This is a genomic window from Streptomyces sp. NPDC014882, assembly GCF_043081325.1.
Taxonomy (GTDB): Bacteria; Actinomycetota; Actinomycetes; order Streptomycetales; family Streptomycetaceae; genus Streptomyces.
Genome location: NZ_JBIBWL010000019.1, coordinates 60,736 through 84,543, shown reverse-complemented (window position 1 = coordinate 84,543; position 23,808 = coordinate 60,736). Strand labels below are relative to the sequence as shown.

The following is a 23,808-nucleotide window of genomic DNA, read 5'->3' as shown; positions in this document are numbered from 1 at the left end:
CCGACCGCTTCGCGGGTCTCGACTGGCACTCCACAGCCGAGGGCGCCGTCCTGCTCAGCGGCGCCGGCGCCTGGTTCGACTGCTCCGCCGAGCGGGAGATCGGTGCGGGGGACCACCGGATCGTGCTGCTGCGCGTGCACGCCGTGGGCAGCGATCCGCTCGTCCCGCCGCTGGTGTTCCACGGCAGCAGATACCGCACCCTCGCCGGGCAGTGACGCGGAGCGGTACGCGCACCGGGCAGCGGTCGCACGCGACGACGGCTCACGGCGAACGGCACGCACATGCAAATCCGTCATATCGAGACGCACGCACGCAGAACAGTCGGCTGTCGAGCGGCAGGCACACCCAACGGAAGGCGCACCGATGTCGCAGTACGCACACGCCGCGGAACGGCCGCGGCAGGCGAGGATCGCGGGGGTCGGCGGCTACCGGCCCCGACGCGTCGTCGGCAACGAGGAGATCTGCCGCCGCCTCGACTCCACCGACCAGTGGATCCGGCGCAGGACCGGGATCGAGAGCAGGCGCTTCGCCGAACCGGACGAGACGCTGGAGGTGATGGCGTCGGCCGCTGTCGACAAGGCGCTGGCCGGGGCCGGGGTCGAGCCGTCGCGGATCGGTGTGGTCATCGCGGCCACCATGACCTACCTCTATCAGGCGCCACCGCTGGCCGCCCGGATCGGCGCCCTCCTCGACGGCTTCCACGGCGCCGCGTTCGACGTGTCGGGGGCCTGCGCCGGATTCTGCCAGGCGCTGGAGGTGGCCAGGACCCTGGTCTCCACCGGCAGCGTCGAGTACGTGGCGGTGGTCGGCGCCGAGCGGATGTCCGACATCGTCGACCCGGCCGACCGCTCCACCGCCTTCCTGTTCGGTGACGGCGCCGGAGCCGTGGTGGTCGGACCGTCGCAGGAGGCCGGTATCTTCCCGCCGAACTGGGGCAGCGAGCCCGCCGAAGCGGACGCCATCGCCCAGCCCGACGCCTGGCTCTGCGGTCCGGAGCGGCCCGAAGCCGCGGACCGCTTTCTCCGCATGGAGGGGCAGGAGGTGTTCAAATGGGTCACCTCCTCCGTTCCCCGCGGCGCCGCCGGCGCGCTGGAACGGGCCGGACTGACGGTGCGGGACCTCGCGGCGTTCGTGCCGCACCAGGCCAATCTGCGGATCATCGACTCCCTGGCCGCCTCTCTCGCCCTGCCCGACCACGTCCGCGTGGCGCGTGACGTCGTCGAATCCGGCAACACCTCGGCCGCGTCCATACCACTGGCGATGGAGTCGGTATTGGCCCAGGGGGACGTCTCGGGCCGCCCGGCGCTGCTGCTCGGCTTCGGCTCCGGGCTGGGACACTGCGCTCAGGCGGTGGTCCTCCCCTGATCGAGCCGATACGCGGTGCCTTCCCGCGCGTAGAGATGGATGAGCCGGGGCAGTGCGTACACCGCGTGGTCCACGGTGACCTCACCGGCCGGTGAGGTCACCGCCCCGGCGCCGATCAAGGCTTCCAGCTCCCGCAGGGCCGCCGCTTCGTCACGGCCGAGTGCGACGGCCGCCCGGGCGAGGGTGAACGGCCGGCCCGGCGCGAGCCGTCCGAGGCGCAGCAGCGCCGCGCGGCCCGACGGGGACAGATCCCGCCAGCCGTGGGCCAGGCGGGGCCGTACGGCGATGTCACCGGCGGCGAGTTCGTCGAGCACGGCCTCCTCGTCGGCCAGCCGGGAGGCGTACTCCCGCAGCGGCAGATGGCGCAGTACGGCCAGCTTCAGCCCGCTGGCCCGTACCGCGAGCGGCAGCATCCCGCCCGCCGTGACGATCTCCCGCGCGGCGTCGAGGTCGCCGTGCAGACGGCGGCGGCCGATGATCCTGCCGAGCAGTTCCAGCGCCTCGGACATGGTGTACGGCGGCAGCTCCACCCGGCGGACCGGTGCCAGGCCGGCGAGCTGGGCGCGTGAGGTCAGCAACGTTGCGCTCTCGCCCTCGACGGGCAGCAGCACACGGGCGACCGTCTCGTCCGGTACGTCGTCGAGGATCAGCAGGACCTTGCGGCCGGCGAGCCAGGCGTGCCAGCGCGCGAGGGTCCGCGCCGGGTCGTCGCCCGGCTGGTCGGACAGGCGCACCAGCCGGGCGAGTTCGGCCAGGGTGGCCTGCCACGACCGAGGCGCCCCGCCCGCCGTGCGCGGTGCCACCAGTATCCGGCCGTCGGGGAACCGCCCCCGGAGCAGATGGGCGACACGCACCGCCAGGGCCGTCTTGCCGATCCCTGTCGGGCCGACGAGGAGGGCCACCCGCCCCCCGGGGCCGAGCGTCTCGGTCAGCTCGCTGACCTGTCTGCTGCGGCCGGTGAAGTCCGCCGCGTCAGCGGGCAGTACCGTGCGCGCGGGCCCGGCGGAGGGGCGGCCGGGCCCGCCGGCGAGCAGGGCGTGGTACTGCGCTTCGAGGGCCGGACTGGGAGTCAGCCCCAGTTCCCGGGCGAGCAGTTGGCGGTACCGGTCGTAGCCCGCGAGTCCCTCGGCTTGGCGCCCGAGCAGATAGAAGGCCTTCATCCGGGCGGCCTGCAGGCGCTCGCGCAGCGGGTGCCGCTCGACCAGCTCGCCGATCGTGGCCGCGACGGTGGAGGCGCCGCCTCGTTCCAGCTCGGCTTCCGACCAGTCCTCGTAGCCGCTGAGGAAGTGCTCCTCCAGCCGTTCCGCCTGTGCCCGCAGAAGGGGAACGTCGTGCAGGTCGGCGAAGGCTCTTCCCCGCCATAAGTCCAGTGCCTGGCGCAGCAGCGCCGCGGCCGCGTCGAGTTCCCCGGCCGCCGCCGCCTCCCGGCCCTGCCGGGTCAGGTCCTCGAAGATCAGCGCGTCCAGCTCGGTGCGCTCCACCCGCAGCAGGTAGCCGCCGTGTTCGTGCATGAGCCGGACGGGGCCGGTCCCCATGTCGCCCACGGCGTCGTCGCCCTCCTCGCCGCCGCCCTTCCGGCCGCCGGTGGCCGGAGCGCCGGGTGCGTCCGCCGTAAGGACCCTGCGCAGGGCAGAGACGTAGACGTGGAGATTCTTCCGGGCCGTCCGCGGCGGTTCTCCGTGCCACACCGTCTCGGTCAGCACGTCGAGCGAGACCGGACGGTTGGGCTGCGAGAGCAGTACCGCGAGCACCAGCCGCTGTTTGAGCGGGCCCAAGCGCAGGGGCTTTCCGCCGGCCTCGGCCTGCACGGGCCCCAGGACGCGGAATCGCAGGGCACTTCGCTGTCGCTCATCCATGGACGCCTCCCACTCGGCCCCGACGTCGTTCGCGCCAATCCTGCACGTCCGCGGCGGACCGGGCATGGGGGAGACACACCTATGTTCCGGCCCGCCACACCCACCATCCCGTACCGGGTGACCCGTCCCGGGTCCCACCGCACGCCCGCCCGGTCGAACGGCCGGCGCCGTGCGCTCCGCCGCCCACCGTCACGGGCCGCCTCGCCGTCGGTGCGGCGCTCCGGAGACAGGCCGCCGATTTCTGCCGGACAGTTGCAGGTCTCCTACCTGGAGTGCCGGGGCGGGCGCTGCGATCCTTCACGGATGTCTGACAACGAACCGGCATCACTGGTGGAACAGCAGCCGCCGCCCGAGCGGACCGGACCGCTGACCCATGTGCAGCGCCTGTGGTTGCCCGAGGAACCCGACCGCCAGGTCGGTTCGCACGAGGACAACCAGTTCCGGGAGCTTCGTCTCGCCACCGCCATGGGGCTCGACGACGTACGTCGTGCGGTGCGTGGTGTCCTCGGCCGTCATGAGGTCCTGCGCAGCCGCATCGTCGGCCGGGGCGACACGGCGTACCAGGCGGTCGACGCGGTCGATCCGGGCTGGGAGAAAGTGCTGGTGGCCTCGGCGCTCGACGGGTGGGACGACGCGGTGGCGGCGGCGCGGCGCACGACCTTCCGTCTCTCCTCGCAGTGGCCGCTCATCCTGCTGACGGGCATCGAGGAGGGGAGGGTCTCCCGGATCGCCGTCGTCGTCGACCACTGGGCCGCCGACGGTCTGGGCGTCGTCGTGCTCTTGGACGACCTGACCGCGGCGCTCCAGGCACAGGCGGAGGACGGCTGCTGGACTCCCGCGGGAGCGGTCGAGCAGCCGGTCGACCTCGCCCTGTGGGAGTCGGCCACGCCCGCCGGCGCGCTGCAGTCGGAGCGGGCCCTGGCCTATTGGAGGCAGCAGTACGAGCGTCTGGCGCGCGGTCTGTGCGGCCACGGCGCGGTGCCGCCGACCGCGTCTTCCTCTGATGCGGCTCCGCGGCTCTTTCCCGGTTGCACACTGACCTCCGTGCGGGTCGCCGAGGCCGCCGCCGTGGTCGCCGACCGGATGCGCGTGCAGCCCGCGGTGGTCTACCTCGCCGCCTTCAGCGACGCCATCGGCGCCGCTGAGGGGGTCGACCTCGTGGGCACCTTGATGCTCTCGGCGAACCGCCTCACCTCGGCCGCGATGCGCTCGGTCCGCAACGCGGTCATGAGCGCGCCGGTCGTCCTGGACGTGACGCGGCCCGGGCACTTCGCCGAGACCGTGGAGAGAGCCGCAGTCCAGCAGGTGCGGGCCTTCCGCCACGCCAACGCGGACCACCGGCTGACCGGGGGGATCGCGGAAGAGGTCCTCGGGGACCTGCGCGACAGCGCCGTCACCAGCGCGATCTTCAACTTCATGCCCGAGTCGGCGTTGCGGGGTGACCGGCCGCCGGCGATCGTCCGGGACGCCGCTTGCGACGTCGTGGAGCCGATGCCGCCCCGGACGACCGCCGCCCGGCGCATGTTCATGGCCAGCACGCGGCAGGACCGGGTGACGATGACGCTTCGGTGGCGGGAGGACACCAGCTGGCAGCGGTACGGCGCGCCGATGATGCGCTACATCGCGGACCTCATCGTGAACGAGGCCGCGCGGGAACCGGCGCCTGCCGTCTTCGGCCACGCGCAGGGACCGAGGTGATCGCGCCGTGAGACGCCGGGCTACGGGTCGCGGTGGCGAAGGCGCGTTCGCCGACCGTGCGACGAACGCGGTCACCGGCTCGGTGGTGATACCCGGACGCCCGTCGCGGGGGCCGGTGCGGACCGCTGCGCGCTCTGGGTCCTGCGCGGGACCCCTGCGGTCCTGCCCGAGCCGGTGGTGGCGGCAGATCGTGACCCGCATACGTGTCCGGCCGAGTTGCGCGGGGGGCTCCTCGGCCGGCACACGGTGCTCAGGGAAGGAGGCGGCGACCGCGGCGAACGCTGTCACCGCCGAGCCTACGCGGACCCGGCCGACGCGCCCCCGGCCGGGCGTCCGTCCGCGTCCGGCGCCGCCCCGGCGCGCTCGGCGTCGCCGTCCGCAGCGGCCTGTGCGGCCTGTGCGGCCGTCCGCGCGGTCGTCCCGGTGGTCTGCGCGGCCGTCTCCTGGAACGCCGCCTCGATCGCGGCCGCCTCCATGGCATGGGCGAACGCCTCGGCCTGCGCGGGCGAGACGTAGTGCGTGTCGATGCGGATCTCGAAGCGCAGCCCGCCCTCCGGGGTGTCGTCGACGTGGACGAACAGCCGCTCCGTCTGGACCTCCTCCCGCGCGAACCAGCGGAAGACGGTCTCCCGGCGGGCCGCCCGCAGCTCCTGCGCCAGCTCCCGAGGATCCACCTCCCGATCGGTGCCCGCCGGCAGGACGTAGGTGCTGCGGTCATTGAAGTAGGTCCTGATGCTCGCGTCCTCGCCGCGCTCGATCGAGATCCGCTCGACCAGGTCGTCCAGGCCCTCGGGATCGAAGTAGGCGTGCCTGTACGCGGTCATGCTGCCCCGCCCGGCCCGCTCGACGGCCTCCACGGCGCTCACTCCCGCGACGTCGACCGCGCACACGCCCGCCTGCGCGACCATGCAGACCACATCGGCGAAGACCGCCCGGAAGCGGTTGTTGACCACCGGCCGCACCACCACCGGGCTGATGCCCGTGGCCCGGTACAGCCCGACCGCGAACAGGCCCAGCAGGATCCCCGGTACCGTGGTGCCCGTCCGCGCGGCGATCGTCGGCAACGCCGCCGTCAGCGCCGGCGAGTGGAACTGCGCGGCCCAGTGCCGTGGCTCGCGCGGGTCGGTGGGGCCGGGCAGCTGCTGCGCGGGCATCGTCCGCAGGACGCCCTCGAAGTGCCGCAGCGCCCGCTCGTTCTGCCGCCGCCCCGCGGCGGACCGCTGCCAGCGCGCCTGCTCCAGCTGCTGCATCCCGCTGACCGGCGCGGTCTCCCGGGCCCGTAACTGGTCCATCATGATCGCGCCGCCGAGGCCGTCGGTGACCAGGTGGTGCATGACGGTGACCTGTTGGACGGGACGGCCGTGCCGGCGTACGGCCGCCATCCGCACCGGCCACTGCCCGGCGAAGTCGAACGGCTCGCTGCGGTAGCGCTCCTCGACCGCGGCGGCGACCTCCTGCGGGTCGGTGTCCGGAGCGGCGTCGTACACCTCCAGCGTGACGCGCCCGGTGGAGAAGAGCTGCTGGAGCGCCCGGCCTCCCGGGGCGAAGCGCAGCCGGGTGCGCAGCGAGGGGAAGCGCTCCATCATGTAGCGCAGTTCGGCGGCGAGGTCGTCCAGCGTCGTGCCGGGCTCCACCGCGACCCGGCCGCCGATCGGCAGCTGGTTGCGCTGCCGGCCCATCGCCTGCCAGATCTCCCACATTCCCCAGGACATCTCCTCCAGGCCTTCGCCCTCGCCGGCGAATTCCACCGCCACGCGTTCGACGGGGGCGGGCGCGGCGGGGGTCGCCAGCCCGGTGCCCTTGTCCCCGGCGCCCATCCCGGCGGCGTCCGCCGCCTCCTCCTCGATCCCCATCTCACACCCTCGCCCTCTGCGCCCGGTGGCGCGACCACATCAGGAACTTCCGTACCTTGCCCGTCGGCCCCACGACCGGGTCCGCTTCCACGACCACGAGCCCGCCGTGCGGCGTGGCCGCCGCGGCACCCGTCAGGGCGCCCCGCACCGCGGCCGTACGGTCGGGGTCCGCGGCAGTGTGCGGCGCGAGCAGCACGTCCGTCACGATCCGTCCTCCGCCCTCCGCCGACACCCGGTACAGCCGTGCACGTCGGGGCAGGCGGCGAGGACGCGCTCCTCGGACACGGCCGTGTACGGGGCCCTCCCCGACGCCCGGGGCGGCGGCCGTCCACCGCCTCGTCGACAGGGAGGTCATACCCATCCTCGTCGCGGTACACCGGATCGCCGGTGAGGCAGCCGACCCTCGTGCCGCGCCCGGTCCTGGAAAGCGGGCCCGTGACCGAACCGGTCGACGAGACTCGCGTGCACAAGACGCCCGTCGCGGCCACCTCGGCCCACGAACGGGTCGACGACCGCCACCACGCCCGCGGCCTGCCGGAACCGGACGGCTGAGAAGACCTGCCGCGACGAACGTCCTCCACCTCGACGGGCCCTTGCAGACGGCCCGTTCGTCTTCGCCGTCGGGCCGGGCAAGACGGTCGGCATCCGGGCGGCCGAAGTCGTCAACACCCTCCCGGGGCACCGGGCAGGGATGCCCGCGGGGCACCACCTGCACCTGCGACGACGCCCAGCGACCCACGGCCGAGCCCGGCCCCAGCGGCGCCTGGCCCTACGACAAGGCCGGATGCGCGGGGGTGGACCGCCGGTGGACGGGGAACGACTCCCTCGGTCGACGAAGGAGTGGGGATGACCGATACGGAGAGGGCGGGCCGGGACAGGTGGCCGTTCCGCCGGCGCGGACGGGGCGCGCGCTCGGGGACGGAGAGCCCGGCCGCACGGACTCAGCCCTCCTCGGCCCCCGCGCCCGGGCCGTCACCGGCACCGGACGGGGTGGCCGACGAGGGTGAGCTGGAAGGCCTGGGCTCGTACCGGATCACCCATCACGAGGGCGAGGACGGCATCCCCGTGATGAAGGTGAAGCTCTCCCTGACGCCGTCCGGGACGACGCGCATGAAGCTGGGGCATCTCGCGACCGAACACGGCCCGCACCATCCGGAGGTCGTACGGCTCTCGTTCGAGCTGGCCGAGCAACTCCGCCAGGAAGGAGAGTTCGACGAGGCCGAGGAGGTCTTCCGCTGGGTCGTGGCGGAGCGCAGGGCGGACCTGGGGCCCGCCCACTCGGACACCCTCGCGGCAGAGACCGCTCTCGCCTCCCTGTTACGGGATCGCGGACGGCCGGAGGACGCGGAGCGGCTGCGCCGTTCCGTCTTCGCCCAGCGCGAGGCGACATCGGGCCCGGACCACCCGGACACGCTCACTGCCCTCGGGGATCTGGCCCTCGTCGTGCTGGCCCTGGGGCGGCACGAGGAGGCGGAGCGACTGGCGCGCACCGCGCTCGAACGCCGGACACGGGTGCTGGGGCCCGAGCACGAGGACACGCTCGGCAGCCGGAACACCCTGGCCGGGGTGTTGCGAGCCCGGGGCGCGCTGGAGGAGGCCGGGGCGCTCTACCTCTCGGTGCTGCGCGACGCCGAGCGGCTGCTGGGCCGGAAGTCGGAGCTGACCCTGACGGCCCGGATCAACCACGCCGCCGTCCAGTACCACCTGGGGCATGTCGCCCAGGCCGCGCGGTCGATGCACGACGCGGTGCGGCAGTCGGTGAAGATCAAGGGCGCCGGCCACCCGGACACGCTCTCCGCACACGCCACCCTGGGCGCCATGCTCCAGGCGCTCGGCAAGGTCGAGGAGGCCGCGACGGAGCTGCGGGCGGCCGTCGTGGGCATGGAGCTGTTGCACGGCCCCGACCATCCGAAGGTCCTGGAGTACCGCACCAGCCTGGCCGCCACCTTCTTCAACGCGGGCCGGCACGCCCGGGCCGAGGAGGAGTGCCGCCTCGTCGTCGCCGGCTACGAACGGCTCCACGGCACGGCCGACCCTCGCACGGCGCAGGCCCGGGAGAACCTGCGCATGGTCCGCGCCGCTCGCGGTTAGGAGACGAGGCCGGCGCAGGCGGGCGCTCACGGACCGAGGTGGATGTGCGCTCCCCACAGCGACGGGAGCAGCGGATACTCCGTGTGCGCCTGCCGGACGGCCGCGTGCAGCGCGTGCGCGGCGCCGCGCGGGAGCCCGCCGTAGAAGGACTGGGCGATGCGCGGGGCGATCTCGTCCGCCACGGGCCACAGCGTGCCCACGACATGGCGGTATCCGGCGAGTTGGAAGGCGCTGGTGATGTGGATCGCCTCGTCCGCGAGCTCGGGGCGGGTTCCGGAGGTGGAGCAACTGGAGAGGTACGCCAGGCCGGCTCCCGACGGCCGCAGGGCGGAGATGTCGGCGACGGTCAGCGCCCTTTCGACGTGATCGTGGGTGAGGATGCGCGAGGCGGAGGGGTCGTGCGGGTCGGTGACGGCGTGGCAGACGAGATGGACGTACGGGCTGGAGCGCAGGGCCTCCAGGACCCGGTCGCGGGTGGCCTCGGCGCCGGTCAGCAGGGGTGCCCGAGTGGTTCCGGGCAGCAGCGTCCGCACGGCTTCCGCTTCGTGCGGGGCGTTCGGCAGGGGCGCTGCCCCCGGCGTGTCGCGGATGGCCACGACCAGGGGCGGACGCGCGCCTGACGGGGCGGGTTCGGGACGTCGGCGCGCGTGGTGCAGGGCGCCGACGGTCGGGGTGTAGGAGGAGACGGCGAGGTCGAGCGCGCAGCGCGGCCGGTCCCGATCGGCCCGGGCGCCGTGGTAGCCGGCGGCGTGCAGCGGCAGGAAGGCCAGCGTGCCCTGCGGGCACCACCAGACCCGCCGGGGCGACCCCCCGGGGGCGGGCGGCTCGGTGTGGCCGAGGCGCTGGAGCACGGGTCCGGTGATGGTGTCCCACAGCCATTCCAGTACGCCGAAGAGGGTCTCCTGCGCGGACCAGATCTCCTCCAGGGAGGCTCCGGGCCGGGAGGCGGCGCGGATGGCGTCGAGGAAGACGGCCACCTGCTCGGCCACGGTGCCGGAGCGCACCTTCAGCGGCAGGACGTCGATCGTGCCGTCGGCCACGATGACGGCGTCGCAGCGGATGCTGATGTTGAGGAGCACGACGGGTCCGTCGCCCGCCTGGCGGAGGATCTCCTCGGCCGGGGGCGGGCGCAGGAAGCCGTCGAACCCCGGCAGTGCCCGGATCCGGCCCAGCAGGCGCTGCCATGCGGCGGCGTGGGCGCGACGCTGTTCGGCGGCCCGTTCGGTGGTGGCCGTCGGTACGGAGGGGCCGGCCGGCCCGCCGGCCTCCTCCTCGCGCAGCCGCAGGAACTCGTCGGCCAGGGCGGGTGCCTGTCGGCGCAGCCGGTCGAGGTCGAGGTCGCGGGTGCGCAGCAGCCGGCCGAGGAGCACCCCCCTGCCGTGTTCGAGGACTTCCAGGGCTTCCTGGGGCCGTCCGGCCTGAAGGGCGTAGGCGGCGGCCTCCGCCGCGATGCCGGGCAGGCGGGCCAGAGCGTATTGCTGGTCGCTGCGGGTGAGGCTGCGCGTCGCCAGCTCGGGCAGCAGCGACGTGGCCGTGCGCAGGGCGCGCCACGCCGTCTCCCAGTCCTCCAGTACGCCGGACACCTGGCCCCAGGTGACGTGGGCGGCGAGCCGTTCGCGCACCGGGGCGGAGGTGACCGTGGTGATGTCGCGGGCGACGGTGAGGGCCTCGGTGAGCAGATCACGGTCCCCGGTCCGCAGATGCAGGCGGTACAGGCCCTCGGCGAGGGCCGTGCCGGGCTCGCTCCGGCCGGGGTCGTCGCGGGGGCGGTCCCGCACGACGGTACGGAGGAGGGCGACGGCCTCCTCGAGGTCGGTGAGGTCGTGGCTGATCTCGTAGCGGCTGCGCAGGGACTGGGCGAGGTTGTGTCCGGTCACCTCCCGCTGGGCGGGGAGCAGGCTCATGGCGTGGCGTTGCAGGCCGATCGCCTCGTCCAGGTCGGCCGGTGTGCCGCCGGCGTGGTCGAAGCGGGCGAGGAGGGCGCGGGCGAAGTGGCTCATCGCGGCCGCCCGCACCTGGGGACCGGCGGCGTCGAGGGCCTGCCGGAAGGCGCCGAGCGCCGGGCCGAGCGCCTCCGGACGGGCGGTGTGGAAGAACCGGGCGAGGTGGGTGTCGCCGAGCAGCACGAGGACGACCGGACGGTTCGCGTCCCCCTCGGGCAGTACCAGCAGGGCCTGGTGGCACAGTTCGGCGCACCGGTCGAGATCCGTGATGTCGCCGTGGACGCCGAAGCGCTGGTTCATGCCCGCGGCGAGACTCGCCTGGTGGAGGGCCCGGTGTGCCGCGTCCAGGTCGGCCCCGGTGGCCAGTGCGTCGCGGTGCACGGCGACCGCCTCTTCGAGGTCGGCGAGGTCTCCGCGCGCCGAGTGCCGGGTCCGCAGGGCGGCGGAGAGTTTGGTGCGCAGGCCGCAGTCGTTGTGGTGCCCGATACCGGGCGTGTCCACGGCCGCTCGGAGCAGGGCGACGGCCTGGTCCAGGAAGGCGGCCTCCCCGGTCAGGTCGTACCGGGTGCCGTACGCCGATCCGAGTACGCCGGTCAGCACGGCGCGTTCGGCGCTGTCGGCGGGTCGGCCGGCGACGGCGCGCCGGAGTACGGCGATCGCCTGGTCGGCGAAGTGGGGCCGGCCGGTCCTGGCGGCCCGGTCGAGGAGCGCGTCGGCGGCATGCAGTGCGGCCTCGCCGTGGTCGGTGGTGCCGGGGTCGGTGTTCGCGACGGCGCGCAGGCGCAGGGCGATCACCGTGTCGAGGTCCTCCAGCCGGCCGGTGGTGTCGTAGCGGTCCTGTACTGCCTGTGCGAGGGCGTCGAGAAGGGCCCGCCGCTGCTGCGGGCGGTCGGCGGGCAGCAGGGTGAGGGCCCGGGAGTGGGCCTCGATGGACTCGTCGCGGTGGCCGGGGTCCCGGGTCGCCTCGTGGAGCGCGCCGAGCGCGGAGCCGAAGTTGACCAGCCGGATCGCGAGGTCCTCCTGCTCGGCCTCGGGCGTGAGCCGTACGGCCTGGCGGTACAGCGCCACGCACTCCTCCAGGTCACCCAGGTCACCGGTCAGGAGGTTGCGGTCGAGGAGCGTCTCGGCGAGACCGGCCAGCTGGGCGGCGGCCTCCAGCCGGGCGCCCGGTCCGCCGGACAGTGCCCGCTGCTGCCACTCGACGGACTCGTCGAGGTGAGCGGGGTCGCCGGTCTCTCCGTACAGCCGGCGCAGGGCGCGTCCGAGCCCGTAGGCGTAGGCGGGCCGGTAGGGGTGGTCGGCGGGAGCCTCGGCGAGGGCCTGGCGGTACAGGACGACGGCGTCCTGCAGCGGGCCGGAGGCGCCGGTCTCCTCGTACGTCAGTGCCTCGGTGTAGGCGAGGTTCCGGAAGTGGACGTGCCGGTCGGGGGTGTGCGGGCCGAGGGCGGCCACGGTCGTGTGGAACGCGAGCCGGGCCCGTGCGAGGGCGGCGGGGTCACGGGAGCGGATGTAGTCGTCGAGTTCCCGCAGTCCGCCCTCGTGCAGAGCCCGGACGCGGTCGTTGCGGCGGTGTTCCCCCATCGCTGCCATGGGGCCACGGTAGGGCGCTTCGGCCCGAGCCGGTGCCTCAACGGTTCATACGGCGGGCGGTACTTCGGGGTGCTCGTAGGTGTCCGGCGGCGGCAGCCCCTGGCGCCAGGACGCGCAGAGGGCCGAGGCCCGGGCGCGCTCCTCGGCGAGGCCGGCCGGCAGCGGAAGGTGCAGAGCCCGCAGCAGGTCGAATCGGTGCAGGTCGAACGCGGTGTGTACGGCGTCTCCGTAGGCGACGGCCGCCTGAACGGCTCCGTGGTAGGCGAGGTGGGCGACGGCCAGCGGGATCAGGGCGAGGGCGAGCCACCACCCGCTGGAACACAGCAGTACAGCGGCGGTGAGCGCGGTGGCGCCCCCGGTGACGGCGAGCCGCACGGCACCGTCGAGGGAGTCGCGGGAGTCGTCGACGAAGGCGCGCGACCGGTCGCCGAGGACCAGGTAGAGCCGGGGCCAGGCCACCGCCGCGTCCCAGCCGTGGTCGCGGCCGGCGGTGTCGAAGGCGGCGGTCAGGACGTTGCCCAGGGCGGTGGGGCGGACGAGGTGGTCGGGCAGCGGGTACCGGCGGCGCAGTCGCGCGGCGGCCGCACCGGCCCGCTGCACGGCGGCCGCCGTCACCTCCGTCGGCGTCGCGTCGCCCATGGCCGGGGGCAGGACCGTACGGCGCTCGAGCCGGGCCTTACGGCGGCGCTGCCGGGCGCGGCACAGCCCCGCGCCGAGGGCGTCGGGCCAGCCGCCCTGGAGCAGCCGCACCATGGCCAGTTGCAGGGGCTGGAAGACGACGGCGACGACGGTGATGCCGGCGGCGATGAGCACGATCTCGCCGGCGCCGAGTCCGGCAGCGGTGCGCCAGGCGCGGCGCATGGAGAGGGCGCCTCCGGGGGCGCCCGCCCAGACCAGCCACAGGATGCTCAACGCCCCCGCGTAGGTGGGGAGGTAGGAGACGAGGAAGAACCGTCCGGAGCTGCCCGAGGCGAGGCCCGCGGGTGCCGTGGCGACGGTGGCGAGGCCGGCCTGGCTCATCCGCGGCTCACCGCAGTTCCATCGGCCCGTGGCCGTCCGTCTCGCACGTCGGCCGGTACCGCTCGTCGTAGAAGGCGGTCCAGACCGTCCGCTCGCAGGACGGGCAGCGGAAGGTCAACAGCGTGTACTGGGTGGATTCGACCGGCTGGCGGCCACGGTCCTCCTCGCCCGCGCCCCGCACGACCCCGAGCGCGCGCACGGTGCTCAGGTGGGCCCGGGTGGTGACCCCGACGACCGTGCCGCCCACGACGAGGACCACGGGGTCCGGCGTCGGCCGGGTCGCGAGCAGCAGGCCGAGCGCGTCGGCGGTGTCGTCCAGGGTGGCGCCGTCCGGCACCTCGAGCCGCGCCGCGCCCTCCGGCGCGGTGCCCGGTCCCACCAGCATCGCGTACTTCATTCCAGCTCCCCAACAGCTTCCGCTCGACTCCTCGGTGGGCTGCCAGTCTGCCTGTTCGACGCGGTCGTTCAGACGGTTTCCTGGAGAAGCACGGAGTCGGCGGGCCATGGCGGCGGCCTCGCCTCGGCCGGAGAGCCGCCGCGGTACCGGGCATCGTGCACGACCGGACACCGACGTCGTCGTCCGGGCCGAGCTCACCGCCGAAGCGGAGACCGCCGCCGAACGGGAGGCCGCTGTACGCGAGGCGCGGTGGATCGCCGCCCGCGCCGACGAGGTGCTGGACAGCCGGCGCCCCGATCTGGCTGAGGAGATCACCCGCCTGACCGGCGGGGTCGACCTGGTCCTGGAATCGGTGGGCCGGGCCACGTTCGAGGCCAGCCTGTCGGTCACCAAGCCCTTCACCGGACGCGTCGTCGTGTTCGGCGCTGCTTCCGGTGACGCCGCTGTGTCCACGCACGACCTGGTCTTCACCCACCAGGTCCAGATCAAGGGCCTGCACATCGGCGCGCTGGCGGTCGCGGCCCCGTCCCTCCACCAGTCCTTGCTCGTCGAGATCGAGGCGCTCATCGCCCACGGCGTCTACCCGCCCGGCACCCCCCACGTGCATCCCCTGGCCGAAGGGCCGGCAGTACTGCAACGACTGGAAGCGGGGCGGACCCGGGGCAAACTGGCCCTCGATCCCTGGCGCTAGTGCTGTGACCGCACAGGTTCACCGGGTTGTTCACACCGCAGGTTCGGGCAGGCGGGGTGCTGTGAAACCCTCCTCGGCCAGAGGTGGGCAGGGCACACTTGACTGCTGTGACGACACCCGACATCGAGGGCCTGGATCAGCTTGAGCGTGCCGTTGTGGACGAGGACGTCTCCTTGGCCACCGCCCTTCGACGGTTTCTGCTCATAGCTGGCTATGCCCACCAGGAGGAACTCCGTGCTTGGGCGTTGAAGCAGTTGGAAGGGTATGAGGCCGGCGAGGAAGTGCCCAGGTTTCGAGAGGTCGCAGCAACACTCGAGATGACTCTGGAGCCCAGCGCCCCTGGCCGGCCAGGAGGAGAAGACACGCGGCAGGTCAGCCCGTATCAGCTTCCTCAGTCGGTACGTGACCGCGGCATCGGGGAGCACGCGCCGATCCGATACGGGGTCAGGGAGATGGAAGCTCTGATCGCCATGGGGTGGAACCTGGAGCTCCGACCGCCGGGTTCAGCCGAATACCTGGCGGAGCGGCGCACGGTCTGCCTCAGCCTCTGCCCCTCCTGGCCGGTCAGTGGGTGCACACCGACAGGTTCAGCCACCGCGCCTCCAGCGGTCGAACGGACGTCACCGCGCATCCAACCGCCGCAACCACCGACCTGGCGAACCTACGCGGTCAGAGCGCTGACTGTCCTCGCCGACCGGCGCGCGGCGCCGGCGGGGGATCGGCCCCTCGCCCCTCAAGGGTGCCCGTGGGGAATGAACCGCCCCCTCCCCGTGCGCACCCCCCAGATTTCTGGGATGGAGTACCTGCTGCGCCCTCGTCAGTATCAGGACAGGCCGGCGACGTCAGCCGACGCCGGTGACGAAACCAACCGGAAACCCCGTCCCAGGAGGTACTGGTGCCGCTCCGAAGAAAACTCATGATCATGCTCACCGCATGCCTCGCGGTGGTTGGCATCGCCATGGCGAGCGCCTCGCCCGCGCAGGCGGCCAACATCTACTTCAAGCCCGGCTTCCGCTTCAACCCCGACGACCACTACCAATCGGACCGCGGCTACCTGATCATGCAGGGGGACGGCAACTTCGTCCTCTACTGCACCTCGCCTGCGGGCAAGTACCTGTGGGACACCGCGACCGACGGCAACCCCGGTGCCTACGCCGTCTTCCAGGGCGACGGTAACCTCGTCGTGTACACCAAGGAGAACATCCCGATCTGGGACTCCGCCACCTGGGGCCAGGGTGCGACGTTCGCGCGGATCAGCAACGACGGCAACTTCGCCATCTACCGCGACATCACCCACCCGCTCTGGTCCACCGGCACCGCGAACCGCTGCTGAGCAGCGGGCCGGGGCACGGCCCAACGCAATGCAACGCAACGCACGTCAGCGGCGCGGAGACGGAGCCGCGCCACCGCCGACGCTCCGCGCCGCGAGTGCCCAGCGCCCGGTTCCCGAGATCATCGGGCCGGGCGCTGCGCCCGCTCGGCCAGGAGAACCAAGCTCGGACACGTCACTTCGGCTCGTCGAGGTGACGCCGCTGCTCTACAGCCTGGCTCCGGGATCGTCCGCGGCCACGATCTCAACGGCCGGTGTCCACACTCGTCGAGTTGGGCCAGTTCGTGCTCGTGGTCGACGGTGAGGGAGCCGTAGTGATCCACCACCGCCCGAGACGCGGGCCGGGGAGATGCGCGCCAGGACCTCGGCGTCCACTTCTCGGCCGGCCGGCCGGCCGGCCGGCCGGCTCCGCGCCGCGGCCGGGAGCGAGCAGTGGGAGCAGGCGATCGCGCTGTCACACCGCGTCTGGTGGCCGCCGTGTCGCAGATGGTGAACGTCCCCGTCAGGGCGATGTCCCGCCACGTCGAGGCCGTCGCGGTGCTCGCCTCCGCCACGGGCGGGGCGGCGGAGGCCGACGGGGCCGCTCCGAACGTCGCAGCCAGCCCGGCGGCGCACGCGGTCGGCAGGCCCACGGTTCCACGCCCGGGCGGGTCACCTGGTTCACCGGCTCGCCCGGGTCCGCCGCCGTTCCCGGTTCCTCCGCTCGCGGCAACCGGAGCCATGGCTCCCACCTGCGCGAACAACGCCCGGCGACGACACCGGGCGCTAGCCTGGGGCCATGAAGCGCAATGGGGGAGACTTACGCGCGGATCGTGTCACGGACGCGGCGTTACGGGCGGCGCGGTCCGCGCGGACCGTGGAGGAGTTCTTCGAGAAGGTCAAACGGGCCACGCGTCCGGCGCTGCGGTTCGACATCTGCGCCGGTGTGACCGTGGACCCGCAGACCCTGATGAACACCGGCGGCGACTACCGCGATGCACTGCCGCCGTCCATGATGCCGCGCATGCTCGACATCGAGTACCGGGAGGGCGACGCCAACGACCTGTCCCAGCTGGCGACCAGGGCGACGCCCGTGGGCCTGCTGAGCCGCGAGACGGGTGGCTGTCTCGAACGCAGCCCGCGCTACCGGGACATCATGCGGCCACTGGGGTTCCGGGACGAACTGCGGGTGCTGCTGCGTGACCGGCACGGAGCATGGGGCGCGCTGATCATGGGGCGCGCGCAGGACGCGCCCGCATTCGCCCCGTCCGACCTGGCCGTGGCGGCCTCGCTCGCTCAGCCCCTCGGCTCCGTACTGCGTCAGCTGCACCTGACCCGGCTCGCCGAGGCCGGCGCTTCGGCGGCGGCACCGGGTCTGGTGCTGCTGGACGAGGAGTACCGGGTGGTGCACCGCACCCCCACCGTGAACACGTGGTTCGAGGGCCTGGCCGGCGAACCGGCCGACGCCGCGCCCCCGTCCGCGGATGATCGGCTGCCTCCTGCCGTCTACGCCGTGGCGGCCGCGGTCCGGACGCCGGACGCGCCGGGGACCTGTACCTCCTGGCTGCACAGCCGCGCCTACGGCTGCGTGCGGTTGCACGCCTGGCGTCTCGGCCGCTCCGACACGACGGGGGCCCACACCGCCGTGGTCGTCGAGAAGGCGGGCTTCGGCGAGCACTTCGGGCTGATCGCCGCGGCCTACGGGCTGACACCGCGCGAGAGGGACGTCACCGGGCTGGTTCTGCGCGGGCACTCCACCGCCGACATCGCACGCCGCGCCGGGCTGTCCCCGCACACGGTTCAGGATCACCTCAAGTCGGTGTTCGACAAGACCGGCCTGCACAGCCGGCGCGAGCTGGTGGCCGGCGTCTTCGCCCGCCACTACCTGTGACGTCCTACTGCGCCTTGTGAGCGGCAGCCCGCGCGTTCTTCAGCCAGATGCCCACCTGGTAGCCCTGGTAGGCGGCGTCGGTCGGGGCGAGGAGGTGGCCCGCCTCGGCCGCCCACCCGCGCGCCGCCGAAGGCCGGCCACACTGCACGCAGACAGGGCCTACGACTTCGACCACTTGCGCAACTGGCTACGGCGACGACAGACAGTGCCTCGCATTGCCCGCCGCGGCATCGAGTCGTCGGCTCGTTCGGGGCGGCATCGCCGGGTGGTCGAGCGCACGATGTCGTGCCTGAACGGCTGCCGTCGACTGCGTCGTCGCTACGCGCGGAAGGCTGAACACTTCCTCGCCTCCGTTGGATTGGCCAGTTCCCTCATCTGCTGCCGCCGGTGTGCACAAGGCGGACATCCGTCCGGACGCAAGGACCGAGACAGGTTCATCTCCGGCAAGGGCAACAAGAGCAAGCAGAACGCCGTCAAGAGAGCCGCCCACATGCCGTAACGGACGGTACATTGGTTCACGGCAGTGTGCCGGTTGTACTCCTTTGTGGTGGGTCGGTGCCGACCGGGGAGCGCCGCGCACCGGACGGGGTGCTGCCGGCAGGCTTCACGTGTCCGGTGGACGTCGTACCGGTGGTCCCGTGACGCATGCTGTGACCCGACGAATCTGGGGAGGACCGCATCATGAGCGGCACACTGGCCGACGAGATCCGCAGCCGTCTGGGCGATCTCAGCCCGGCCGAACGCAAAGTGGCCCGGGTGCTGCTGGCCGGCTATCCCGCCGCCGTGTTCGAAACGGTCGCCACCATCGCCGAGCGCGCGGCGGTCTCCACCCCCACGGTCCTGCGCTGTGCCTCCCGCCTCGGTTACCGGGGATTTCCCGACCTGCAGGCGGCGCTCCGCGCCGAGCTCGACGCCCGCAACGCGTCCCCCATCACGCTGTACGAGTCGGCCGGACCGGCGCGGACCGAGGGGCCGGACGCGGCCGCGGACGGCGCGCCGTGGCCCGTGCCGCGCCTGACGTTGCTGCAGCAGGCCCTGGCGCAGACCTTCCACGAGATCTCCCCGCACGAGTTCGAGACGGCGGTCACGTTCCTCGCCGACCCCCGCCGCCGGGTGCACCTGGCCGGTGGCCGTTTCACGCACCTGCTGGCGCGGTATCTGGGCCTGCACCTGATGCAGGTGCGCGACCAGGTCTCCTTTCTCCCGGACCGGGACGTCGAGAGGACGTCGTTCCTCAGCCAGCTGACACGCCGTGACGTGACGGTCGTCTTCGACTACCGGCGCTACGAGGAGGATCTGACCGTCATCGCCGAGCTGGCCCGGGAACGGGGCGGGAAGGTCGTCGTCCTCACCGATCCCTGGCTCTCGCCCGCGTCGGCGCACGCCGACGTCGTGCTCATCAGCCAGGTCGCTTCCGGCTCCGCCTACGACAGCCTCACCCCGACGCTGGCCCTCATCGAGACGCTGGTCTCCGCGGTCCTCGACCGGCTCGGCCCCGACGCGCACCGGCGCATGAAGGACGGCGAGGACATCGCCCGGCGCACCGGCCTGCTGTGAGGCGGTGCGGACGGAGACGGTCCGCGGGCACCGGCCCGAGCAGGACCGCAGGTGCGGGGCGCCGCTCCGGTCCGTCCGCCCCCGTCCCGCGCCCCGGTCGTTCCCCGGGCTCTGCGGGGCCGGTGTCCGGCGCCGGCCGGCAGGCGCCGTGCTCCCGCGGACGCGGTGTCTGCCGGTCGCCCTCCGCCCTCGTCGCGGTCAGCGGGGCGCGATCGTGACGTTCAGGCCGACGAGGGTGTGGGCTGTGCCGCCGTCGCCGCTCCAGGCGGTGAACCGGTCGGACTTGGTGAAGGTGACGCCGAACCCGGGGGCGTCCTCGAAGGTGGTGGCGGTCGCGGTGTCCTGGGTGCGGGTTCCGGCGAGCGCCCGGGCCGTGGTGCGGAAGGAGTAGGGGGTGCCGTCGGGGTTGGCGGCGGAGTGGAAGACGTCCGTGTTCGCGGGCACGGGGGCGGTGGCGGTGGGCGTCAGGCGCTTCTTGCCTGCGGCGGGGAGCACCTGCCAGGTGTGCGCGTCGTAGCGGTCGTGGTCGGTGAGGTGGCTGTAGCGGGCGGCGCGCAGGGTCCATCCCGCGGCGGAGGTGGCGGTGCGGGCGTGGCGCAGGTCCAGGATCGCGACACCGTTGGGGCCCACGACGGTGAGCTGTTCGTGGTTGCTGCCGGGGTGGTCGACGACGAGGGCGGTGTTCTCCTCCAGGGCGTAGACGCGGTCGTGCCCGGTGTCGGCGGCCAGGCGGTAGGCGCGGCCCTCGCGCCCGTAGGCTCCGGTGTGGGTGTCGATGAGGGCCGAGCGCAGGAAGCCGAATCCGCCGCGGGGGAGGTAGCCGAGGCGGGCCGGGTCCTCGAAGTAGCCGGGGGCGCTGCCGTCGCGCAGTGCTTCGTACGATTCGCCGCCGCTGACCATGTCCGGTCCGGAGGCGATCTGGGCGCCGGCGGAGGATCCGGCGACGACGGCGCCGTGGGCCAGTTTCGCGCGGACGGCGGCCAGGACCTTGGAGTCCTTCTGCCGCGGGCCGCGCAGCAGTGTCCTGACGTAGCGGTACTGGTCCCCGCCGCCGAAGAAGAAGCCGGTCATGGAGTTGACCTGGGCGACAACGGCGTCGGAGTCGGCGTTGGCCACGTGGTCGAGGTCGATGGGGATCCACTGGGCGTCGGCCGCGCCGTGCTTTTCGAACAGGGCGGCGTAGTAGGCGCCGTTGCAGGCGGAGTTGCTGCACCGGTCGGGGTCGGCCGCGTCGGGGTCCTGACTGGCGGGCACGGAGGCGGCGGTGATGACGCCGATGCGGGCGCCGGATCCACCCGCACGGTCGATGATCTCGCCGTAGACCTGGCTGTTGTCGTCCTTGAGGCCGCCGCCGACGAGGACCAGGGACCCCTCGCGGGGCGTGGTCCCGCCGCCGGCGGCGTGCGCGGCGGGGGCCGCGGCGAGGAGGGCGAGGGCGAGGCTGCCGGCGAGAGCCGCACGGCGGGCGGGCCGGTGAGATGTGCGCATGGTCTCTCCATGGGTCGGACGGGACGGGCCGGCCGGGGCCGCCTGGCGGCGACCCCGGCGGATCCGGCGGTGGCAGGGGAAGGCGAGGGGGAGCAGGGGCGGTACCGGTGTGGGGCGCCCGGTCAGGGCGAGGCGGTGCGGCCGAGCGCCGCCACGAGCGCGGCCAGCACGGCGACGCGCTGCGCGACGCTGGTGATGTCGAGCCACTCCTCGGGGGTGTGGTCGGCTCCTCCGACCGGGCCCAGCCCGTCCAGGGTCGGCACGCCCGTCCCGGCGATCAGGTTGGCGTCGCCGACCCCGCCGGTGGTGGTCGCCCCCAGCGTCACCCCGACCTCCCGGGCGGCCTGCCGCGCCAGGCCGAGCATGCGGAGCGAGGCGTCGCTCACCTCCATCGGCGGGCACAGGTCGAGCTGTTCGACGGTGATGCTGGTGCCGGCGACGACGGGGGAGTCGGCGGCTTCCTGGATCGTCCGCCTGACGCGGTCCACGTCGGCGGTGGTGGCGGCCCGCACCTCGACGCGCAGTTCGGCGTCGGCGCAGACGATGTTGGCGCGGCTGCCGGCCCGCACCGTTCCCACGTTGACGGTGACGTCGTCCCACCGGCCGTTGAGGGCTTGCAGGCCGACGATCAGGTGGGCGGCCGCCAGCGCGGCGTTGGCCCCGCGTTCGGGTTCGATGCCGGCGTGGGCCGCCCGGCCGGTGACGGTGATGCGGAAGTCGGCGACGCCCTTGCGGCCGATGACCAGGTCGCCGTTCTCGCGGGCACACTCCAGGCCGAGACCGTAGTGCACGCCGCGGGCCGTGCGTTCGACGAGGCCGCGGCTGGCCGGGGAGCCGATCTCCTCGTCCGGGGTGGCGAGGAACACCAGTTCGTCGTAGGCCGTCAGGCCGTGCGCGTCGAGGACGTCCAGCGCCGTCAGGCCCGCCAGCAGGCCTCCCTTGTCGTCGCTCACGCCGGGCCCGTGGGCGAGGGACCCGCGCAGCTCGAACGGCCGCGCGGCGGCGGTTCCCCGTTCGAAGACGGTGTCCATGTGGCCGGCGAGGAGGATCCTGCGGCCGCCCTCGTGCGCGGGCAGTGCGCCCTTCTTGCGGGCGACGAGCGCGTCCGCGGTCCGTGCGGTCCCGTCCGCGGGGAAGCGGACGCGCTCGACGGTGAAGCCGGTTTGCCGCAGGCGCTGTTGCACCCAGTCGGCGACCCGGTCGACGCCGTCGGCGTCGTAGGAGCCGGAGTCGATGGAGACGAGTTCCCGCAGGTCCTGCAGGTACCGGGAGTGGCGCGAGCGTGCCAGGCCGAGCAGGTCCGCGGCGAGTTCCCGCCGTCGGGCCGGCGCGCTCACAGGACCTTGGACAGGAAGGCGCGGGTGCGTTCCTGCTCCGGGTCGACGAGGACCCGGCGGGGGTCGCCGGCCTCGACGACGACGCCCTCGTCCATGAAGACGGCCGTGTCGCCTACCTCGCGGGCGAAGCCGATCTCGTGGGTGACGACGACCATGGTCATCCCGTCCGCGGCGAGCCGGCGCATCACGTCCAGGACGTCGCCGACCAGCTCCGGGTCCAGGGCGGAGGTCGGCTCGTCGAAGAGCATCAGCTTCGGTCTCATCGCCAGCGCACGGGCGATGGCGACGCGCTGCTGCTGGCCCCCGGACAGCTCGGCCGGGTAGTGGTGTCCCCGGTCCGCCAGGCCGACCTGCTCCAGCAGCAGCTGCGCCCGCTCGCGGGCCTCGCGCCTGTTCACGGCGGCGACGCGCACGGGCGCCTCCATGACGTTGTCGAGCGCGCTCATGTGCGGGAACAGGTTGAAGCGCTGGAAGACCATGCCGATGTCGCGGCGGCGCAGGGCAACCTCCCGCTCGCGCAGTTCGTGCAGCCTGGTGCCGTGCCGGCGGTAGCCCACGAGGTCGCCGTCGACGGTGAGCCTGCCGCCGTCGACCTTCTCCAGATGGTTGATGCAGCGCAGGAAGGTCGACTTGCCGGAGCCGGAGGGTCCCAGCAGGCAGCACACCTGCCCGCGCTCGACGGTGAGGTCGATGCCCTTGAGCACCTCGAGCCTGCCGAAGCGCTTGCGCACGCCCTCGGCCCGCACCATGGCCGTGGTCATCGACCGTCCTCCTTGCCCTTCTTGCCGAGCAGCCCCGCGGCGCCGCCGAGCATCCGCCGCAGGGGGGAGAGGTGTCCGCCGCGGGCGCTGCCGCGCCCGTAGCGGCGCTCCAGCCACGCCTGGGGGACGCTGAGCACGCTCACCAGCGCCAGATACCAGATGCTGGCCACCACCAGCATGGGGATGACCTGGTAGTTCTGCGCGTACACGTCCTGGATGTTCGACATCAGGTCGTGGGCGGCGATGACCGACACCAGGGCGGTCATCTTGAGCATGTTGATGGCCTCGTTGCCCATCGGGGGGATGATGACGCGCATCGCCTGCGGCAGGACGATCCGGCGCATGGTCAGCGCCGGGCGCATACCCAGGGAGTGCGCGGCTTCGGTCTGGCCGGTGTCGACGGACTGGATGCCGGCCCGGACGATCTCGGAGGCGTAGGCGGCCTCGTTCAGCCCGAGGGCGAGCAGCGCGGCGACCGCCGGGGTGAGCAGGCTGTTGGTCTCGGCCTGGAAGAAGGTGATGTCGGTGAAGGGGCCGCCGATCTTGACGTACTTGTAGAGGGCGGCGGCGTATCCCCAGAAGATGATCTGCACGAGCAGGGGGGTGCCGCGGAAGACCCAGACGAACGCGGACGCCATGCCGTACAGCACCGGGCTGGACGACAGCCGCATGACGGCGATCAGTGTGCCCAGGCCCAGGCCCAGGCCCATGGCCGCGGCGGTCAGCCAGAGCGTGGTGCCCAGCCCGTCGAAGATGAGGTCGGCGAACAGGTAGTCGCCGACGATGTCCCAGCGCAGGTTGTCGTTCTTGGCGAGCGAGCCGATCAGCCCGGCCAGCGCCGCCAGGCAGGCCACGGCGGCGATCCAGCGTCCGTAGTTGCGCACCGGGACCACGTCCGGCTCCCGAGCGTGCGGACCGTGGGCCGGCGGTGCGCCGGTCGCGTCCTTGGTGGCGGTCATCA

19 protein-coding genes and 1 pseudogene are annotated in these 23,808 nt (G+C 73.4%); 9 read left to right on the top strand and 11 right to left on the bottom strand.

All coding sequences use genetic code 11. From position 1 onward, the window contains the following. Positions 1 to 5: 5 nt before the first annotated feature. Positions 6 to 215, top strand: a pseudogene (locus ACF09K_RS31445) (flavin reductase); the annotation flags it as partial. A gap of 148 nt (positions 216 to 363) precedes the next feature. Next, entirely contained in the window at positions 364 to 1,365 is a 1,002-nt protein-coding gene (locus ACF09K_RS31440; RefSeq protein ID WP_392248721.1) for a beta-ketoacyl-ACP synthase 3, read from the top strand. On the opposite strand, the gene ACF09K_RS31435 is transcribed toward ACF09K_RS31440, so the two are convergent. Beyond that, positions 1,344 to 3,221 (bottom strand): BTAD domain-containing putative transcriptional regulator, encoded by a 1,878-nt coding sequence (locus ACF09K_RS31435; RefSeq protein ID WP_392248720.1) that lies wholly within the window; start codon positions 3,219 to 3,221, stop codon positions 1,344 to 1,346. The genes ACF09K_RS31440 and ACF09K_RS31435 overlap by 22 nt on opposite strands. A 303-nt stretch (positions 3,222 to 3,524) precedes the next feature. Between ACF09K_RS31435 and ACF09K_RS31430 the strand changes: the two genes are divergently transcribed. Next, positions 3,525 to 4,919: a condensation domain-containing protein gene (locus ACF09K_RS31430; protein ID WP_392248719.1), complete on the top strand. Its 1,395-nt coding sequence runs from the start codon at positions 3,525 to 3,527 to the stop codon at positions 4,917 to 4,919. Between the two features lie 296 nt (positions 4,920 to 5,215). On the opposite strand, the gene ACF09K_RS31425 is transcribed toward ACF09K_RS31430, so the two are convergent. Both ACF09K_RS31425 and ACF09K_RS31420 read right to left on the bottom strand, forming a co-directional pair. Then, positions 5,216 to 6,772, bottom strand: a complete 1,557-nt coding sequence (locus tag ACF09K_RS31425) for a condensation domain-containing protein (protein WP_392248718.1) — start codon at positions 6,770 to 6,772, stop codon at positions 5,216 to 5,218. A gap of 1 nt (position 6,773) precedes the next feature. Next, on the bottom strand, positions 6,774 to 6,977 hold the full coding sequence (locus tag ACF09K_RS31420) for a hypothetical protein (protein WP_392248717.1): 204 nt from the start codon (positions 6,975 to 6,977) through the stop codon (positions 6,774 to 6,776). 785 nt (positions 6,978 to 7,762) lie between these two features. Here ACF09K_RS31420 and ACF09K_RS31415 point away from each other — a divergent pair. Beyond that, positions 7,763 to 8,863: a tetratricopeptide repeat protein gene (locus ACF09K_RS31415; RefSeq protein WP_392248716.1), complete on the top strand. Its 1,101-nt coding sequence runs from the start codon at positions 7,763 to 7,765 to the stop codon at positions 8,861 to 8,863. A gap of 26 nt (positions 8,864 to 8,889) precedes the next feature. Here the strand turns inward: ACF09K_RS31415 and ACF09K_RS31410 are convergent, their stop codons facing one another. Genes ACF09K_RS31410 through ACF09K_RS31400 form a run of 3 tightly spaced genes read right to left on the bottom strand, consistent with a single transcriptional unit; the run spans position 8,890 to position 13,813 of the window. Continuing rightward, complete coding sequence (locus tag ACF09K_RS31410) at positions 8,890 to 12,396, bottom strand: CHAT domain-containing protein (protein ID WP_392248715.1); 3,507 nt, start codon at positions 12,394 to 12,396, stop codon at positions 8,890 to 8,892. A gap of 45 nt (positions 12,397 to 12,441) precedes the next feature. After that, a complete protein-coding gene (locus tag ACF09K_RS31405; RefSeq protein ID WP_392248714.1) occupies positions 12,442 to 13,416 on the bottom strand; it encodes a hypothetical protein in 975 nt (324 codons plus the stop codon). A 7-nt stretch (positions 13,417 to 13,423) separates the two neighbouring features. Continuing rightward, positions 13,424 to 13,813: a hypothetical protein gene (locus ACF09K_RS31400; RefSeq protein WP_392248713.1), complete on the bottom strand. Its 390-nt coding sequence runs from the start codon at positions 13,811 to 13,813 to the stop codon at positions 13,424 to 13,426. Positions 13,814 to 13,919: 106 nt separating this feature from the next. Between ACF09K_RS31400 and ACF09K_RS31395 the strand changes: the two genes are divergently transcribed. The 4 genes from ACF09K_RS31395 (at position 13,920) to ACF09K_RS31380 (ending at position 17,704) form a co-directional block, all read left to right on the top strand. Beyond that, positions 13,920 to 14,504 carry a zinc-binding dehydrogenase gene (locus ACF09K_RS31395; RefSeq protein ID WP_392248712.1) on the top strand — a complete coding sequence of 195 codons (585 nt, stop codon included), beginning with the start codon at positions 13,920 to 13,922 and terminating at the stop codon, positions 14,502 to 14,504. An 83-nt stretch (positions 14,505 to 14,587) separates the two neighbouring features. Further along, complete coding sequence (locus ACF09K_RS31390) at positions 14,588 to 15,424, top strand: hypothetical protein (RefSeq protein WP_392248711.1); 837 nt, start codon at positions 14,588 to 14,590, stop codon at positions 15,422 to 15,424. Between the two features lie 2 nt (positions 15,425 to 15,426). Next, positions 15,427 to 15,837, top strand: coding sequence for a hypothetical protein (locus ACF09K_RS31385; RefSeq protein ID WP_392248710.1), 411 nt, complete (start codon positions 15,427 to 15,429; stop codon positions 15,835 to 15,837). Positions 15,838 to 16,612: 775 nt separating this feature from the next. Next, positions 16,613 to 17,704 (top strand): response regulator transcription factor, encoded by a 1,092-nt coding sequence (locus ACF09K_RS31380; protein ID WP_392248709.1) that lies wholly within the window; start codon positions 16,613 to 16,615, stop codon positions 17,702 to 17,704. A gap of 4 nt (positions 17,705 to 17,708) precedes the next feature. On the opposite strand, the gene ACF09K_RS31375 is transcribed toward ACF09K_RS31380, so the two are convergent. After that, entirely contained in the window at positions 17,709 to 17,852 is a 144-nt protein-coding gene (locus ACF09K_RS31375; RefSeq protein ID WP_392248708.1) for a helicase associated domain-containing protein, read from the bottom strand. Positions 17,853 to 18,385: 533 nt separating this feature from the next. On the opposite strand from ACF09K_RS31375, the gene ACF09K_RS31370 reads away from it, so the two are divergent. After that, positions 18,386 to 19,261 (top strand): MurR/RpiR family transcriptional regulator, encoded by an 876-nt coding sequence (locus tag ACF09K_RS31370; protein WP_392248707.1) that lies wholly within the window; start codon positions 18,386 to 18,388, stop codon positions 19,259 to 19,261. A gap of 198 nt (positions 19,262 to 19,459) precedes the next feature. On the opposite strand, the gene ACF09K_RS31365 is transcribed toward ACF09K_RS31370, so the two are convergent. The 4 genes from ACF09K_RS31365 to ACF09K_RS31350 form a co-directional block, all read right to left on the bottom strand. Beyond that, positions 19,460 to 20,749: a cyanophycinase gene (locus tag ACF09K_RS31365; protein WP_392248706.1), complete on the bottom strand. Its 1,290-nt coding sequence runs from the start codon at positions 20,747 to 20,749 to the stop codon at positions 19,460 to 19,462. 122 nt (positions 20,750 to 20,871) lie between these two features. Beyond that, positions 20,872 to 22,086, bottom strand: a complete 1,215-nt coding sequence (locus tag ACF09K_RS31360; protein WP_392248705.1) for a M20 family metallopeptidase — start codon at positions 22,084 to 22,086, stop codon at positions 20,872 to 20,874. Next, a complete protein-coding gene (locus tag ACF09K_RS31355) occupies positions 22,083 to 22,847 on the bottom strand; it encodes an amino acid ABC transporter ATP-binding protein (protein ID WP_392248704.1) in 765 nt (254 codons plus the stop codon). The genes ACF09K_RS31360 and ACF09K_RS31355 overlap by 4 nt, the downstream gene beginning before the upstream one ends. Beyond that, positions 22,844 to 23,806 carry an amino acid ABC transporter permease gene (locus ACF09K_RS31350; protein WP_392248703.1) on the bottom strand — a complete coding sequence of 321 codons (963 nt, stop codon included), beginning with the start codon at positions 23,804 to 23,806 and terminating at the stop codon, positions 22,844 to 22,846. The genes ACF09K_RS31355 and ACF09K_RS31350 overlap by 4 nt, the downstream gene beginning before the upstream one ends. Positions 23,807 to 23,808 lie beyond the last annotated feature (2 nt).